Below are 14,378 nucleotides of genomic sequence, written 5' to 3'. Positions count from 1 at the left end.
GCTCCCACATTGGTCAGACTCAGAACCATGTGGGAGCGGGCTTGCTCGCGAAGCTTTTCAGCGGCAAAAAGTCAGATCGGGCAAGTCACGCCCGTACCGCCAATTCCGCAATAACCTTCAGGGTTCTTCGCCAGATATTGCTGGTGATAAGCCTCGGCGAAGAAGAACGTCGGGGCTTCTTCGATCTCGGTGGTAATGACGCCTTTACCGGCCTTGGTCAATTCAGCCTGAAATACTTGCGCGCTGTGCTTGGCGGCAGCCAGTTGGGTTGGGTTGGTGGCATAGATCACCGAGCGGTACTGGGTGCCGATGTCATTGCCCTGGCGCATGCCCTGGGTCGGATTGTGCAGCTCCCAGAACATCTTCAGAAGCTGCTCGTAGCTGACTTTTTCTGGCTCGTAGACCACCAGGACCACTTCGCTGTGGCCGGTAAGGCCCGAGCAGACTTCTTCGTACGTCGGGTTCGGCGTAAAGCCACCGGCGTAACCCACCGCTGTACTGACCACGCCTTCGCGCTGCCAGAACTTGCGTTCCGCGCCCCAGAAACAGCCCAGGCCGAAGATCGCGAAATCCACGTCCATGGCAAACGGACCCAGCAGCGGCGCATCGTGGACGAAGTGTTTTTCCGGCACGGTCATTGGGGTTTCGCGGCCAGGCAGAGCTTGTTCTTGAGTAGGGAGCACGTTTTTGTTCACCAGGATTTCCGAGCGCAAGACCATCATCAGTCCTCTCAGTCAGATTGAGTTGAGCGAATGTAAGCAATGAGACCGTCAGTGTGCCCGAGTGTTACACCGCTTGTCAGGCAATTGGGCCGCGCGGATAACGCTTGAGCTTCTCGATCAGCTCCGCGCCGGGGATCGGTCGGTCGAACAGGTAGCCCTGGCCGACGTCGCAGCGGTGGCGCCGCAGGAACGCCAGTTGCTGTGCGGTTTCGATACCTTCGGCCACCACCTTGAGTTTCAGGTTGTGGGCCATGGCGATCACCGCGGAAGTGATTTCCATGTCGTCCTGGTTGTCCGGGATCTCGTGGATGAAGCTGCGATCGATCTTGATGATGTCGATCGGGAATTTTTTCAGGTAACTCAGGGATGAGTAACCGGTGCCGAAGTCGTCCATGGCCAGGGTCAGGCCCAGGCGCTTGAGTTGGTCGAGCTGCAGGTGGGTGTCTTCGGTGGCCTCCAGCAGTAGGCCTTCGGTCAGTTCCAGTTCCAGCAGGCGGGCCGGCAGTTGTTCTTCCTTGAGGATGCTGGCGATCGAGGCGACCAGGTCCGGGTCGGAGAACTGCTTGGGCGAGAGGTTGATCGCCACTTGCAGGTTGCCCAGGCCGGCGGCGGTCAATTGCTTGCTCATGCGGCATGCCTGACGGGCGATCCATTTGCCGATGGGGATGATCAGGCCGGTTTCTTCGGCCACGCTGATGAACTGGTCCGGGCGAATCATGCCCTTCTCGGGATGGTTCCAGCGCAGCAGCGCCTCCATGCCCAGCAAGCGACCGCTGCGCAGGCACAGTTTTGGCTGGTAGAACACGTCCAGCTCGTTCTGGGTCAAGGCGCGGCGCAGGTTGTTTTCCACGAACAACTTGTAGCTGGCCTCGGCGTTCAGCGCCTCGGTGAATACCTGGACCTGATGCTTGCCGTTGGCTTTGGCCTTGTGCAGGGCGAGTCCGGCGTTGCGCATCAGGGTCTGGGGGTCGCGGCCGTGCAGTGGCGCGCAGGCCAGGCCCACGGAGCCGGTCACGCTGATCAGTTGGTTATCGACGAACATCGGCTTGTCGAGCGTCATCAGCAACTGGCTGGCGATCTGCTGCCCGGCTTCCAGGTCGGTGTCGTCTAGCAGTACGGCGAATTCATTACTGGCGAACCGTGCCAGGCTGCCGCTGGGGCTCAAGCTGTTGCGCAAGCGGCGGGCCAGGCTGATCAGCAGCTTGTCGCCGGTCTGATGGCCGAGGCTGTCATTGATGCGCTTGAAGTTGTCGATGTCCACCAGCAACAGGCTGATGGGCGAATCGCTGTCCCGGGCGAAGCGTTCATCGAGGTTGCGGATGAACGCCGGGCGGTTGCCCAGGTTGGTCAGGTTGTCGGTGTAGGCCAGGCGCTCGATGCGCTGCTGAGCCAGTTTGGTCTGGGTGATGTCTTCGTAAATGCCGATGTAGTGGGTCAGTTCACGGTTATCGCCATAGACCTTGGAAATCGACAATTGGCCCCAGTAGGGTTCCAGATTCTTGCGCCGGCTCTTGAATTCACCTTGCCAGCTATTGCTCTGGGCCAGGGCCGACGGTGCATCGAACAGCAGCTCGCTGAGGTTTTCCAGGGCCGGTAGTTCCGACAGGCGCTGGCCGTGGACTTCCTCGGTGGAATATTGGGTGATGGCGGTGAAGCTGGGGTTGACGTATTCCACCACGCCGTCGCAATTGACCAGCAGGAACGCGTTGGCGCTCTGCTCCACGGCGCGCTGGAACAAGTGCAGGGCGTTGGTGGCGGTCCGGCGGTTGTGGTTGTTGATGACCTGGGCGAACTGGTCAGCCAGTTCACCGGCAAAGGCGATCTCGTCGGACTGCCAGGCGCGGGTGACGCCTATCTGCTCCAGGCACAGTACGCCCACCACCTGGCCGTCGATACGAACGCTGGCGTCGAGCATGGCGTTGACTTCACGGGTGCGCAGGCTTGCGGCCATTTCCCGGGTACGCGGGTCGCGCATCGCATTGTGCGCGTCGATGGCGCGGCAGGTCTGCAGCGCCTCCATGTAGTCAGGAAACTCGTTGGCGTTGATCACGTCCGGCAGAAAGTAGTCTTGGGAGGCGCGGTTATAAGCCGAAATCGGCACCAACTGGCCATCTTCCAGGTTCCAGATGCTGGCGCAATCAATCTGGTAGATGTCGCAGGCGCTGCGGGTGATGAGCTCGGCGGCTTCCTGCAGGGAATTGTTGGCGCTGTAGCGCTGGCGGGTCAGCAGCAGGATCAGGTCCTGCTGGGCGCGCACCCGGTCCAGGTGTTGCAGCTGCTCCTGCTGGGCGCGCTGGTTCAGTTCCAGGGCAATTTGCAGGCGCGAGTTTTGAGTTTCCAGGTCCAGGGCCGGCATCGACGGCTCGCTTGCCAGCAAATCGTCCACGGCCAGCAGGTAGCCGCGTAGTAGATGGCGATTGTGCTGTTTATAGGGCTCGCCCATTTCCAGCATATTCATGGCGCCCTTGGCGGTGTGGAGCGTGTAGCGGATCAGGTAATGCGGGGCCTGGGCCAACTGCTGCTGGATCGCATCGTGGAGTTGATAGCGCGCTTCGGGCTCCATCAGGCTGGCGTAGGGCGAACTGACCAGCGAGCAAAGCTCGACGGCCGGCAGACCGAAGTAACGCTCGCAGTTGGGGTCGAGGAACAGCAGAGCCCAGCTTGCTTCATTCAGCCGTTCGAAACGCAGCATGCCGAGCCGCGAGGGCACCGGTAACTGCGTCACTACCTCGGCCGCCATACGGCTGGCGGCATCGGGTTGGCTTTTCATGGGGAAACTCGCTTCGAAAATGCTGATCGCGCCGGGCTGACGCCCTCGTTATTACGGACTGCCGCAAGGTTGCATCATTGCGGCACTGGCTGACAAGAGAGATGAAGGCCAAGTGCTATAAACCTTTTATCGGCCGACGAAGGGATTTCTCCAGTCGCCCGCCGATCAGACGGCATGGGTGGTTATACCACCCGTCAGCGCAGCGGGATATCTACTGTCTGTAATGGGCTGCCATCACGGTCGTGAAACGTGACCTGAACGCTCTGCGCCGTGACTTTCAGGTGGGCGAAGTTGTCCTGGCTGATGACCTTGCCGCTCAACCCATAGCGATAGTCCCCGCTGGGCGTCCGAGCCATGGCATCACCAAAAATAAAACTCGCGGCGCTGGCATAAGGAAGCAGTTTGCTGTTGCAAAACGGCGAGGAAACGATGGTATGTACCTCGAAGTCAGGGTCCTGGCTGTGACTCAGGCGACTGGTGAGAGAGCCATGGACGTCGCCGGACACGAAAATAACGTTCTTGATCCGATGGCGGCGAACGGTTTCCAGCAGGCGCAGACGCTGTTCCGGGAAGGCCTGCCAGGCGTCCGAGGTATTGAGCTTGCGGTCCGGGTAGAACATCACGCCGGTCACGATGAACTTGACCCGCGCCGGACTGTTGACCAGCCATTTGATCAGCGATCGTTCCTGCGCTTGATCCAGGATACGTCGATCATCCGCCGACAGATTGCGCTGGGTCCGACTGTCGGTGACGAACCATTCGATATCGCCGTGAGCGAACTGATACCAACATTGTCTCAATGGTTTGCTTAATGTTCCGTCACTTAACAGTTCATGTGCCGGACTATGGCTGGCTTGATAAAGCGCATAGGCATCCATGGCATTGGCATAAAAGTTTTCGTCGCCTTTTTTCTTGCTGGCAGGCCAATTATCTTTGATTTCATGATCGTCGAGAATCATGTAGCTCGGTGTTCCCGCCATCAACTTTCTAATATGCGGCTGGGAAAAGGCGGTGCGGTATTTGAAAAGAATATCCTTTGGGTTCCGGTCCGGGGCGACAATATTCAAATCGTCTAGATAAACCTGGTCGCCGGTCATCACTACAGCACTGATCGGCGGGTCGGCCTGGGCCACGATGCGGTTGATGCCAGCGAAAGTCCGGTCGCCCAGTTCAGGTCTGGAGGGGACGCCGGCCGTCACCCGCAGGTAGCGGCAGGAACCCACGATATAACTGCGCGGTGCACTGATTTTGCTGGACGGCGTGCGCATCTGGTAAATATCCCGAGGCCATTGCAGCGGCAGTTCCTGGACGGTTTCGATTGTATGAGTAGGGCTCAGGCGGCTGAACCAGCCGGCTTGGTATTCATAGGCGGTATCGGCTTGAAGGTTCTTCAATACGATGACATCGGACATGTCGCGGTAAGCATGCAACTGAACAAAGTGTCCTTTCGACCAGATTGAATCTCCCTGGCGCCGGTAACGGATGGCGGCAAATACCAGGCTGTTCTTATCGTTATCCCCTCGCAGGAATATCCGCGTGTGATGAGGTGTCGTGTGGCCGACAATAGGGCCAACAGTGGGTTTGAACATCATTCGAGTCCATTCGAAGTTAAAGTTTTTTAGGTAAGTAGTTAATGGCTTCCCTGAACTCATCCTAAAGCGATGCATGGGATAAATATTGATATGAGAGGGGGCGCGTGTTGTGGGAAACGTCCAATAGATGACGTAGTCATCTAGGTGAAGTGCAGTAGGAAAGTTGGGCCCTGGAACGGGCTGCTCTGCAAGTTCGACTTTATTTCAGGCAAAAAAAAGCCCCGCCAAACGGGCGGGGTTGAGGTACGAGCGTGGCGCTCGGAAAACAGCGGTCCGAAGGGCCCTCCGTGGGGAGGGCCGCCCGGTGTTACAGCAAGATGGTACGGATGTCGCCCAGCAGGTCGCTCAGACGCTTGGTGAAGCGTGCAGCGGCGGCGCCGTTGATCACACGGTGATCGTAGGACAGCGACAGTGGCAGCATCAGCTTCGGCTGGAAGGCTTTACCGTCCCAGACGGGCTGGATGGTGGCTTTGGAGACTCCCAGGATCGCCACTTCCGGCGCGTTGACGATCGGCGTGAAGCCGGTACCGCCAATGTGGCCGAGGCTGGAAATGGTGAAGCAGGCACCCTGCATGTCGTCGGCGGTGAGCTTTTTGCTCCGGGCTTTTTCGGCCAGGGCAGCGGCTTCGCCAGCCAGTTGCAGCAGGCTCTTCTGGTCGACGTTGCGGATGACCGGTACCAGCAGGCCTTCCGGGGTGTCGACGGCAAACCCGATGTGCACGTATTTCTTGCGAATGACAGCCTTGCCGCTTGGGGCCAGCGAGCTGTTGAAGTCCGGCAATTCCTTGAGCAGGTGCGCACAGGCCTTGAGCAGCAGTGGCAGCACGGTCAACTTGACGCCAGCCTTCTCGGCCACGGCTTTTTGCGCGACGCGGAAAGCTTCCAGTTCGGTGATGTCGGCCTGGTCGAACTGAGTCACGTGTGGAATGTTCAGCCAGCTGCGATGCAGACTCGACGCGCCGATTTGCATCAGGCGAGTCATTGCCACTTCTTCGGTTTCGCCGAAGCGGCTGAAATCCACTGCCGGGATCGGCGGGATGCCCGCACCACCGGTAGCGCCTTCGGCCGGAGCGTTCTTGGCCTTCTGCATCATGGCCTTGACGTAAGTCTGCACGTCTTCTTTCAGCACGCGGCCATGTGGGCCGCTTGGGCTGACGGCGGACAGCTCGACACCAAATTCACGGGCCAGCTGACGCACCGCAGGGCCGGCATGCACCTTGGCACCGCTGGGTGCAGGTGTGGCGGCAGGAGCAGGAGCTGTCTCGGCCTTGGCGGCAGACGCGGCAGGCGCGGCAGCCGGAGCTGGAGCGGCTTCGGCCTTGGCGGCAGGCGCAGCAGCCTGGGCTGGGGCAGCAGGTGCCGCAGCACCGGCCACTTTCAGCTTCAGGATCAGGTCGCCGGTGCCCACTTCGTCTTCCAGCTTGATCTCGACGCTTTCCACCACGCCGGCGGCCGGCGACGGGATTTCCATGCTGGCTTTGTCGGATTCCAGGGTGATCAGCGACTGGTCGGCTTCGACGGTGTCGCCGACCTTGACCAGCACTTCGATGATCTTGGCCTTGCCCGAGGAGCCAATGTCCGGAACATGAATGTCCTGGACCGTGGCAGCGGCAGGCGCGGCGGCAGGGGCGGGAGCCGCCTCGGCAACCGGTGCGGCGGCAGGCTTTTCAGCCGCCGCCGGGGCAGCAGGAGCCGCCGCCTCAGGCGCCGCAGCGGCGCCCTCGACTTCCAGCTCCAGCAGTTCGTCGCCTTCTTTCAGGCGATCGCCCAGCTTCACTTTCAGGCTTTTGACGATGCCGGCCTTCGGCGCAGGCACTTCCATGCTGGCCTTGTCCGATTCAAGCGTCAGAATGCTCTGCTCGGCTTCGATACGGTCGCCGACCTTCACAAACAGTTCAATTACTTCACCTTCACCGCTGCCGATGTCAGGTACGCGAATGAGTTCGCTCACGGAAATTCTCCTCAGCAGTCCAGTGGGTTGCGTTTTTCCGGATCGATGCCGAACTTGACGATGGCCTCGGCCACCACCTTGGGTTCGATATCGCCACGGTCAGCCAGGGCTTCCAGGGCTGCCAACACAACGAACTTACGGTCGACTTCGAAGAAGTGACGCAGCTTCTTGCGGCTGTCGCTACGACCGAAACCGTCGGTGCCCAGCACCTTGAATTCCTTGGAAGGAACCCACTGACGGATCTGCTCGGCGAACAGTTTCATGTAGTCGGTAGAAGCGATGACCGGACCTTTGCGGCCGTTCAGGCATTCTTCGACGTAGCTCAGTTTCGGCTTCTGGCCCGGGTGCAGACGGTTGCTGCGCTCCACGGCCAGGCCATCGCGACGCAGTTCGTTGAAGCTGGTAACGCTCCACACGTCAGCGCCGACGTTGAACTCTTCACGCAGGATCTTCGCTGCTTCACGCACTTCGCGCAGGATGGTGCCGGAGCCCATCAGCTGGACGTGGTGCGCCGCTTCGCGGGTGTCTTCTTCGAGCAGGTACATGCCCTTGATGATGCCTTCCTCCACGCCGGCCGGCATGGCTGGCTGCTGGTAGGATTCGTTCATCACGGTGATGTAGTAGAAGACGTCCTGTTGCTCTTCGGTCATCTTCTTCATGCCGTCCTGGATGATCACCGCCAGCTCGTAGCCGTAGGTTGGATCAAAGGTGCGGCAGTTCGGGATGGTGGCAGCCAGGATGTGGCTGTGACCGTCTTCGTGTTGCAGGCCTTCGCCGTTGAGCGTGGTCCGGCCGGCGGTACCGCCGATCAGGAAGCCACGGGTCCGGCTGTCGCCAGCGGCCCAGGCCAGGTCGCCGATACGCTGGAAACCGAACATCGAATAGAAGATGTAGAACGGCAGCATCGGCTGGTTGTGGCTGGAGTACGAAGTACCGGCAGCGATGAAGGAGCTCATGGCGCCTGCTTCGTTGATGCCTTCTTCGAGGATCTGGCCCTTCTTGTCTTCCTTGTAGAACATCACCTGGTCTTTATCGACTGGCTCGTAGAGCTGGCCGACGGAGGAGTAGATGCCCAACTGACGGAACATGCCTTCCATACCGAAGGTACGGGCTTCGTCCGGGATGATTGGAACGATGCGCGGGCCGATTTCCTTGTCCTTGACCAATTGCGCGAGGATCCGCACGAAGGCCATGGTGGTGGAGATTTCACGGTCGCCCGAGCCGTCAAGGATCGCCTTGAGGGTATCGAGCGATGGGGTCGGCACGCTGAAGCTCTGGGCGCGGCGCTGGGGCACGAAACCACCCAGTGCGGTGCGACGCTCGCTCAGGTAGCGGGCTTCGGCGCTGTTGGGCTCCGGCTTGAAGAACGGCAGGTTTTCCAGTTCCTCGTCCTTGACCGGGATGTCGAAGCGGTCGCGGAACAACTTCAGGCTGTCGACGTCGACTTTCTTGGTGTTGTGCGCAGTGTTTTTCGCTTCGCCGGCACCGGTGCCATAACCCTTGATGGTCTTGGCCAGGATGACGGTCGGTTGTTCCTTGTGGTTGACTGCTTCGTGGTACGCCGCGTAGACCTTGTACGGGTCGTGGCCGCCACGGTTGAGCTTCCAGATCTCGTCGTCGGACAGATCGGCAACCATTGCCTTGAGTTCAGGCGTGTTGAAGAAGTGCTCACGGACGAACGCGCCGTCCTTGGCCTTGTAGTTCTGGTATTCGCCGTCGATGACTTCGTCCATGCGGCGCTGCAGGATGCCGTCGACGTCCTTGGCCAGCAGTGGGTCCCAGAAACGGCCCCAGATGACTTTGGTCACATTCCACTGGGCGCCACGGAACACGCCTTCGAGTTCCTGGATGATCTTGCCGTTGCCGCGAACGGGGCCGTCGAGGCGCTGCAGGTTGCAGTTGATGACGAAGATCAGGTTGTCCAGCTTCTCGCGGCCAGCCAGGGAGATCGCGCCCAGGGATTCCGGCTCGTCGCACTCGCCGTCGCCCAGGAAGCACCAGACTTTCTGCTTGCCTTCGGGAATGAAGCCACGGGCTTCCAGGTACTTCATGAAACGCGCCTGGTAGATGGCCTGGATCGGGCCCAGACCCATGGATACCGTCGGGAACTGCCAGAAATCAGGCATCAGCCAAGGGTGCGGGTAGGACGACAGGCCCTGACCATCCACTTCCTGGCGGAAGTTGTTCATCTGCTCTTCGCTGATGCGGCCTTCCATGAATGCACGGGCGTAAACGCCTGGCGAGGTGTGGCCCTGGAAGTAGATCAGGTCGCCGCCGTGTTCGTCGGTCGGGGCCTGGAAGAAATAGTTGAAGCCGATGTCGTACAAGGTTGCGCTGGAGGCGAAGCTGGAGATGTGACCGCCCAGGTCAGAATCTTTCAGGTTCGTACGCATCACCATGGCCATCGCGTTCCAGCGTACCAGCGAGCGAATGCGGCGTTCCATGAACAGGTCGCCGGGCATGCGTGCTTCGTGGGTAACGGGGATTGTGTTGCGGTATGGCGTGGTGATGGCGTAAGGCAATTGCGAACCGCTGCGGGTTGCGAGTTCGCCCATACGGGTCATCAGATAGTGAGCACGGTCTTCGCCTTCTTTGTCGAGAACCGATTCCAGGGCGTCCAGCCATTCCTGGGTTTCGACGGGATCGAGGTCTTGCATGGCTTGCTCCAGGGCGGAAAGGCTACCAGAATCGGTTGCCTGAGTTTGCGACTGGCCTTGTGGGCAGACGGTATAAATTCTTGGATTGCCGAAGGTTGTTTCGGCGGCGTGTAGTTTTACTACAAATCGTCGGCCGTTTCAGCCTTTCGAATGTATAGACGAGTAGTAAAACTACACATGAGCGGCTTATGGCCCCTCGTTTCGTTGTGAGAATAATCGTTACTGTTGGTCGTTAGCCAACTCGTACAGGTAAAAACTTGATGTCGGCTGCCAATAAAATCAGATTTTCAGCTATTTATCATCTTTGTTCGACAGTCGATCAGGTAGTGGCAGTTGAAAAAACACTACATCCAGCCTTTCCCCGCGCCGATCAAGGATAGACCATGAGCCTGCCCCCGCTTACCGAAGTTCCGGCAATTCTCCAGTCATTGGTCAGTCGTGCCGAGCAGTCGTTCCGTGCGGCGGTCGCTTCCCTGGACGACGACCACGGGCTGTCCACCTGGGCGCCCGAACGCTGGAGCGAGTTCAACCGTGTCGCCGCCGCCAGTGATTTTTTTATCGAGCAGAGTGTTCGTGACCCCTCGATGTTGCTGGAACTGGTGCGCAGCGGCGAACTGGACCGCCACCTGGCTCCCGGCGAAATGTGCGCTCAGATTGGCGCAGCCGTCCAGGCCGCCGAGACTGAAGACGAACTGGGTCGCATCCTGCGTCGCCAGCGCAGCCGCCAACAGGTGCGGATCATCTGGCGCGACCTGACCCGCCAGGCCGACCTGGTCCAGACCTGTCGCGATCTCTCCGACATGGCCGATACCTGCATCGACCAGGCCTATCAATGGCTGTACCAGCGCCATAGTCAGCAATTCGGTACGCCTACCGGGCGGCGCAGCGGTGAACCGCAGCACATGGTTATCCTGGGCATGGGCAAGCTTGGTGCGGTGGAGCTGAACCTGTCGTCGGACATCGATCTGATTTTCGCCTACCCCGAGGGCGGCGAGACCGTTGGCGCCAAGCGGGCCCTGGATAACCAGGAGTTTTTCATTCGTGTGGGGCAGCGCCTGATCAAGGCCCTGGACCCGATGACCGTCGACGGCTTCGTATTCCGCGTCGACATGCGTCTGCGCCCTTATGGTTCGGCCGGAGCGCTGGTGCTGAGTTTCAACGCGCTGGAGCAGTATTACCAGGATCAGGGCCGTGACTGGGAACGCTACGCGATGATCAAGGCGCGGGTGGTGGCGGGAGACCAGGTGGCCGGCGCGCAACTGCTCGACATGCTGCGTCCGTTCGTTTATCGCCGTTACCTGGATTTTTCCGCCATCGAAGCGCTGCGCACCATGAAGCAGTTGATCCAGCAGGAAGTGCGGCGCAAGGGCATGGCCGACAACATCAAGCTGGGTTCGGGCGGCATCCGTGAGGTGGAGTTCATTGCCCAGGCGTTCCAGTTGATCCATGGCGGTCGTGACTTGAGTTTGCAGCAGCGCCCGCTGTTGAAAGTGCTGGCGACCCTGGAAGGCCAGGGCTATCTGCCGGCCAAGGTGGTCGATGAGCTGCGCCAGGGTTATGAATTTTTGCGTTACACCGAGCACGCGATCCAGGCCATCGCCGACCGCCAGACCCAGATGCTGCCGGACACCCCGCAGGATCAGGCGCGCATTGCGTTCATGCTGGGTTTTGCCGACTGGGCGGCCTTCCATGAGCAATTGATGTACTGGCGCGGTCGCGTAGCCTGGCACTTCGGCCAGGTCATCGCCGACCCGGATGAAGAGCAGGACGGCGAAAGCGAAGTGACGGTGGGCGGCGAATGGTTGCCGCTGTGGGAAGACAGCCAGGATGAAGGGGCGGCGTGTCGTCAACTGGATGAGGGCGGCTTCGCCGACGCACCCAAGGCGCTCAAAGCCCTGGCCGCCCTGCGCGGCAGTGCGCAATTGCGCGCCATGCAGCGTCTGGGGCGCGAGCGTCTGGATGCATTCATTCCGCGCCTGTTGGCCCAGGCGGTGGAGCATGCCAATCCGGATCTGGTGCTTGAGCGCGTATTGCCGCTGGTGGAAGCCGTGGCGCGCCGATCGGCCTATCTGGTGCTGTTGACGGAAAATCCCGGCGCCCTGCGACGCCTGCTGACGCTGTGCGCGGCGAGCCCGTGGATTGCCGAGCAGATCACCCGCTTTCCCCTGTTGCTTGATGAATTGCTCAACGAGGGGCGACTTTTCAAGCCCCCCCTGGCGCCGGAACTGGCGGCGGAGTTGCGTGAACGCCTGACACGCATCCCCGAGGATGATCTCGAGCAGCAGATGGAGGCCCTGCGGCATTTCAAGCTCGCGCACCGTTTGCGGGTGGCCGCCTCGGAAATCGCCGGCAGCCTGCCGTTGATGAAAGTCAGCGATTACCTGACCTGGCTCGCCGAAGCAATTCTTGAACAAGTGCTGGCCCTGGCCTGGCGCCAGACCGTGGCCAAGTATGGCGTGCCGCTGCGCACTGACGGCAGCCTGTGCGATCCGGGCTTCATCATTGTCGGTTATGGGAAAGTCGGCGGTCTGGAATTGGGGCATGGTTCCGACCTGGATCTGGTGTTCATCCACGATGGCGATCCGCAGGCGGAAACCGATGGCCCGAAACCCATCGACGGCGCGCAGTTTTTCACCCGGCTCGGCCAGCGAATCATCCATTTGCTGACGGCCCAGACCAACTCTGGACAGCTCTACGAAGTGGACATGCGCTTGCGGCCGTCCGGGGCGTCGGGGTTGCTAGTCAGCTCCCTCGGGGCTTTTGCACGCTATCAGGAGAACGAGGCCTGGACTTGGGAGCATCAGGCTTTGGTGCGGGCTCGGGTGCTGGTGGGCAGTCAGGACGTGGGTCAGGCGTTCGAGAAGGTTCGTGCCCAGGTGCTGGGGCGCAAGCGTGATTTGTCGACGCTGCGCCAGGAAGTCAGCGAGATGCGCGCCAAGATGCGCGATAACCTCGGCAGCAAGGTCACCGCTGCCGGAACCGCAGCGAATGCCTTTGAAGCCACCGCGCCGTTCGACCTCAAGCAGGATGCCGGAGGTATCGTCGACATTGAATTTATGGTGCAATACGCGGCCCTGGCGTGGTCCGAGGAGCACCCATCGCTGCTGCGCTACACCGATAACATTCGCATTCTGGAAGGGTTGCAGGAAGTCGGGCTGATGCCGGTCGAAGACGCTACCCTGCTGCGCGAGGCCTACAAAGCCTACCGCTCAGCCGCCCACCGCCAGGCTCTACAGAAAGACGCCGGGGTGATTACAGGTGACCAGTTTGTGGATGAGCGCAGGCAGGTGCTGCGAATCTGGCGAGAACTGGGGCTGAGCTGAAGATTTAAATGTGGGAGCGGGCTTGCTCGCGAAGGCGGAGTGTCAGGCGACATTGATGTTGGATGTGCCGGCCCCATCGCGAGCAGGCTCGCTCTCACAATGGATTTGTGGTGCTGCACCATACTTGAAGTAGATGAATTTCCCTGTGGGAGCGGGCTTGCTCGCGAAGGCGGAGTGTCAGGCGACATTGATATTGGATGTGAGAGCCTCATCGCGAGCAGGCTCGCTCCCGCAGTTGTAGAGTGACGGCAGCAGGCAACGTCCTAAGCCACAGTGATTGTCGAGGCGGGGAGGCGTAGGCCTCCCCGCATCGTTTTTGGAAGCCACATGAATATTCTGATCGTAGGGCCCAGTTGGGTCGGTGACATGGTGATGGCGCAGACACTGTTTCAGTGCCTCAAGCAGCGCCACCCACAGTGCGAAATCGACGTGTTGGCCCCCGAGTGGAGTCGGCCGATTCTTGAGCGCATGCCCCAGGTGCGCAAGGCCTTGAGCTTCCCGCTCGGCCACGGTGTGCTGGAGCTGGCGACCCGTCGACGCATCGGCAAGTCCCTGGCCGGTCAGTACGACCAGGCGATCCTGTTGCCCAATTCGTTGAAATCGGCACTGGTGCCGTTCTTCGCCAGTATCCCCAAACGCACCGGCTGGCGTGGCGAGTTCCGCTACGGCTTGCTCAATGACGTGCGCACGCTGGACAAAGAACGCTACCCGCTGATGATCGAGCGCTTCATGGCCCTGGCCTACGAGCCAGGTGCCGAGTTGCCCAAGCCGTATCCGCGCCCAAGCCTTGCGATCGACCCGGTGACCCGCGAAGCGGCGCTGGCCAAGTTCGGTCTGAGCCTGGACCGCCCGGTACTGGCTCTCTGCCCAGGCGCCGAATTCGGTGAGTCCAAGCGCTGGCCGGCGGAGCATTACGCCCAGGTCGCCGAGACGAAGATTCGCGAAGGCTGGCAGGTCTGGTTGTTCGGTTCGAAAAACGATCATTCGGTGGGCGAGGACATCCGCTCGCGCCTGATCCCGGGCCTGCGGGAGGAGTCGGTGAACCTCAGCGGCGATACCTCCCTGGCCGAAGCCATCGACCTGTTGTCCTGCGCCGATTCGGTGGTGTCCAACGACTCCGGCCTGATGCACGTGGCCGCCGCCCTGAACCGGCCACTGGTGGCCGTGTACGGTTCCACTTCGCCGGGCTTTACGCCGCCGCTGGCCGAAAAAGTCGAAGTCGTACGCCTGGGCATCGAATGCAGCCCGTGCTTCGACCGCACCTGTCGCTTCGGTCATTACAACTGCCTGCGCCAGCTCATGCCGCCGTCGGTGAACGATGCCCTGGGGCGTTTGCAGGGCGCACCGGTGGAGGTTCAGTAAC

At 60.5% G+C, this 14,378-nt stretch carries 7 protein-coding genes; 2 read left to right on the top strand and 5 right to left on the bottom strand.

All coding sequences use genetic code 11. The features are described from left to right. Positions 1 to 71 precede the first annotated feature (71 nt). The 5 genes from msrA to aceE form a co-directional block, all read right to left on the bottom strand. Complete coding sequence (msrA, locus tag HQ912_RS26095; protein ID WP_047226186.1) at positions 72 to 719, bottom strand: peptide-methionine (S)-S-oxide reductase MsrA; 648 nt, start codon at positions 717 to 719, stop codon at positions 72 to 74. Between the two features lie 79 nt (positions 720 to 798). Beyond that, positions 799 to 3,492, bottom strand: a complete 2,694-nt coding sequence (locus tag HQ912_RS26090; protein ID WP_047225915.1) for a putative bifunctional diguanylate cyclase/phosphodiesterase — start codon at positions 3,490 to 3,492, stop codon at positions 799 to 801. A gap of 194 nt (positions 3,493 to 3,686) precedes the next feature. Further along, entirely contained in the window at positions 3,687 to 5,081 is a 1,395-nt protein-coding gene (locus HQ912_RS26085) for an alkaline phosphatase D family protein (RefSeq protein WP_173407457.1), read from the bottom strand. 310 nt (positions 5,082 to 5,391) lie between these two features. Then, on the bottom strand, positions 5,392 to 7,035 hold the full coding sequence (gene aceF / locus HQ912_RS26080) for a dihydrolipoyllysine-residue acetyltransferase (protein WP_173407456.1): 1,644 nt from the start codon (positions 7,033 to 7,035) through the stop codon (positions 5,392 to 5,394). A gap of 11 nt (positions 7,036 to 7,046) precedes the next feature. Beyond that, positions 7,047 to 9,692, bottom strand: a complete 2,646-nt coding sequence (gene aceE, locus HQ912_RS26075) for a pyruvate dehydrogenase (acetyl-transferring), homodimeric type (protein WP_047225912.1) — start codon at positions 9,690 to 9,692, stop codon at positions 7,047 to 7,049. Between the two features lie 383 nt (positions 9,693 to 10,075). Here aceE and glnE point away from each other — a divergent pair, with 383 nt between their 5' ends. Both glnE and waaF read left to right on the top strand, forming a co-directional pair. Continuing rightward, positions 10,076 to 13,015 carry a bifunctional [glutamate--ammonia ligase]-adenylyl-L-tyrosine phosphorylase/[glutamate--ammonia-ligase] adenylyltransferase gene (gene glnE / locus HQ912_RS26070; RefSeq protein ID WP_173407455.1) on the top strand — a complete coding sequence of 980 codons (2,940 nt, stop codon included), beginning with the start codon at positions 10,076 to 10,078 and terminating at the stop codon, positions 13,013 to 13,015. Between the two features lie 327 nt (positions 13,016 to 13,342). After that, on the top strand, positions 13,343 to 14,377 hold the full coding sequence (gene waaF / locus HQ912_RS26065) for a lipopolysaccharide heptosyltransferase II (protein ID WP_107321432.1): 1,035 nt from the start codon (positions 13,343 to 13,345) through the stop codon (positions 14,375 to 14,377). The last annotated feature ends 1 nt before the right edge of the window (position 14,378 follow it).

Source organism: Pseudomonas sp. MPDS, assembly GCF_013283895.1.
In the GTDB taxonomy this organism is placed as follows: Bacteria; Pseudomonadota; Gammaproteobacteria; order Pseudomonadales; family Pseudomonadaceae; genus Aquipseudomonas; species Aquipseudomonas rhizophila.
The sequence above is the reverse complement of the archived record's forward strand: the minus strand, read 5'-3'. Positions and strand labels throughout refer to the sequence as shown.